The organism is Streptomyces sp. NPDC059668 (assembly GCF_042734135.1).
Taxonomy (GTDB): Bacteria; Actinomycetota; Actinomycetes; order Streptomycetales; family Streptomycetaceae; genus Streptomyces.
In genome coordinates this window covers 1-3,202 of sequence record NZ_JBHWEL010000147.1, presented here as the reverse complement: position 1 = coordinate 3,202, position 3,202 = coordinate 1, and the positions used below count along the sequence as shown (strand labels likewise).

The window sequence follows — 3,202 nt, the reverse complement described above, 5'->3', positions numbered from 1 at the left end:
GTGGGGTGATGGGTGGTTGGTCGTTGTTTGAGAACTGCACAGTGGACGCGAGCATCTGTGGCCAAGTTTTTAAGGGCGCACGGTGGATGCCTTGGCACCAGGAACCGATGAAGGACGTGGGAGGCCACGATAGTCCCCGGGGAGTCGTCAACCAGGCTTTGATCCGGGGGTTTCCGAATGGGGAAACCCGGCAGTCGTCATGGGCTGTCACCCTTGCCTGAACACATAGGGCAAGTGGAGGGAACGCGGGGAAGTGAAACATCTCAGTACCCGCAGGAAGAGAAAACAACCGTGATTCCGGGAGTAGTGGCGAGCGAAACTGGATGAGGCCAAACCATATGCGTGTGAGACCCGGCAGGGGTTGCGTATGTGGGGTTGTGGGATTTCTCTTTCACGGTCTGCCGGCCGTGAGACGAGTCAGAAACCGTTGATGTAGGCGAAGGACATGCGAAAGGTCCGGCGTAGAGGGTAAGACCCCCGTAGTCGAAACGTCAACGGCTCGTTTGAGAAACACCCAAGTAGCACGGGGCCCGAGAAATCCCGTGTGAATCTGGCGGGACCACCCGCTAAGCCTAAATATTCCCTGGTGACCGATAGCGGATAGTACCGTGAGGGAATGGTGAAAAGTACCGCGGGAGCGGAGTGAAATAGTACCTGAAACCGTGTGCCTACAAGCCGTGGGAGCGTCGGGCAAGCACTTGTGCTTGCCTCGTGACTGCGTGCCTTTTGAAGAATGAGCCTGCGAGTTTGCGGTGTGTTGCGAGGTTAACCCGTGTGGGGAAGCCGTAGCGAAAGCGAGTCCGAATAGGGCGATTTAGTAGCGCGCTCAAGACCCGAAGCGGAGTGATCTAGCCATGGGCAGGTTGAAGCGGCTGTAAGAGGTCGTGGAGGACCGAACCCACCAGGGTTGAAAACCTGGGGGATGACCTGTGGTTAGGGGTGAAAGGCCAATCAAACTCCGTGATAGCTGGTTCTCCCCGAAATGCATTTAGGTGCAGCGTCGTGTGTTTCTTGCCGGAGGTAGAGCACTGGATAGGCGATGGGCCCTACCGGGTTACTGACCTTAGCCAAACTCCGAATGCCGGTAAGTGAGAGCGCGGCAGTGAGACTGTGGGGGATAAGCTCCATGGTCGAGAGGGAAACAGCCCAGAGCATCGACTAAGGCCCCTAAGCGTACGCTAAGTGGGAAAGGATGTGGAGTCGCACAGACAACCAGGAGGTTGGCTTAGAAGCAGCCACCCTTGAAAGAGTGCGTAATAGCTCACTGGTCTAGTGATTCCGCGCCGACAATGTAGCGGGGCTCAAGCGTACCGCCGAAGTCGTGTCATTGCAGCAATAGGGCCAACGCCTGCTGTGATGGGTAGGGGAGCGTCGTGTGCCGGGTGAAGCCGCGCCGGAAGGCAGTGGTGGACGGTTCACGAGTGAGAATGCAGGCATGAGTAGCGATACACACGTGAGAAACGTGTGCGCCGATTGACTAAGGGTTCCTGGGTCAAGCTGATCTGCCCAGGGTAAGTCGGGACCTAAGGCGAGGCCGACAGGCGTAGTCGATGGATAACCGGTTGATATTCCGGTACCCGCTGTGAAGCGTCAAACATTGAACCAGGCGATGCTAAGTCCGTGAAGCCGCCCTGGAGCCTTCGGGCAAAGGGGAGTGGTGGAGCCGATGGTCCAGACCTGTAGTAGGTGAGTGATGGGGTGACGCAGGAAGGTAGTCCATCCCGGGCGGTGGTTGTCCCGGGGTAAGGGTGTAGGCCGTGTGATAGGTAAATCCGTCGCACATTAAGGCTGAGACCTGATGCCGAGCCGATTGTGGTGAAGTGGATGATCCTATGCTGTCGAGAAAAGCCTCTAGCGAGTTTCATGGCGGCCCGTACCCTAAACCGACTCAGGTGGTCAGGTAGAGAATACCGAGGCGTTCGGGTGAACTATGGTTAAGGAACTCGGCAAAATGCCCCCGTAACTTCGGGAGAAGGGGGGCCATCACTGGTGATCCGATTTACTCGGTGAGCTGGGGGTGGCCGCAGAGACCAGCGAGAAGCGACTGTTTACTAAAAACACAGGTCCGTGCGAAGCCGTAAGGCGATGTATACGGACTGACGCCTGCCCGGTGCTGGAACGTTAAGGGGACCGGTTAGTCACTCTTCGGGGTGGCGAAGCTGAGAACTTAAGCGCCAGTAAACGGCGGTGGTAACTATAACCATCCTAAGGTAGCGAAATTCCTTGTCGGGTAAGTTCCGACCTGCACGAATGGCGTAACGACTTCTCGACTGTCTCAACCATAGGCCCGGTGAAATTGCACTACGAGTAAAGATGCTCGTTTCGCGCAGCAGGACGGAAAGACCCCGGGACCTTTACTACAGTTTGATATTGGTGTTCGGTTCGGCTTGTGTAGGATAGCTGGGAGACTGTGAAGTGCGGGCGCCAGCCCGTGTGGAGTCGTCGTTGAAATACCAGTCTGGTCGTGCTGGATGTCTAACCTGGGTCCGTGATCCGGATCAGGGACAGTGTCTGATGGGTAGTTTAACTGGGGCGGTTGCCTCCTAAAGAGTAACGGAGGCGCCCAAAGGTTCCCTCAGCCTGGTTGGTAATCAGGTGTTGAGTGTAAGTGCACAAGGGAGCTTGACTGTGAGACCGACGGGTCGAGCAGGGACGAAAGTCGGGACTAGTGATCCGGCGGTGGCTTGTGGAAGCGCCGTCGCTCAACGGATAAAAGGTACCCCGGGGATAACAGGCTGATCTTCCCCAAGAGTCCATATCGACGGGATGGTTTGGCACCTCGATGTCGGCTCGTCGCATCCTGGGGCTGGAGTCGGTCCCAAGGGTTGGGCTGTTCGCCCATTAAAGCGGTACGCGAGCTGGGTTTAGAACGTCGTGAGACAGTTCGGTCCCTATCCGCTGTGCGCGTAGGAATATTGAGAAGGGCTGTCCCTAGTACGAGAGGACCGGGACGGACGAACCTCTGGTGTGCCAGTTGTCCTGCCAAGGGCATGGCTGGTTGGCTACGTTCGGGAGGGATAACCGCTGAAAGCATCTAAGCGGGAAGCCTGCTTCGAGATGAGTATTCCCACCCCCTTTGAGGGGTTAAGGCTCCCAGTAGACGACTGGGTTGATAGGCCGGATCTGGAAGGCGGGTAACCGCTGGAGGTGACCGGTACTAATAGGCCGAGGGCTTGTCCTCAGTTGCTCGCGTCCACTGTGT

The 3,202-nt window shown here is 57.0% G+C and carries 1 rRNA gene; it reads left to right on the top strand.

Annotation, left to right across the window (positions count from 1 at the left end):
* The first annotated feature begins 59 nt into the window (after positions 1-59).
* Positions 60-3,181 (top strand): 23S ribosomal RNA (locus tag ACFV2J_RS42375).
* Positions 3,182-3,202 lie beyond the last annotated feature (21 nt).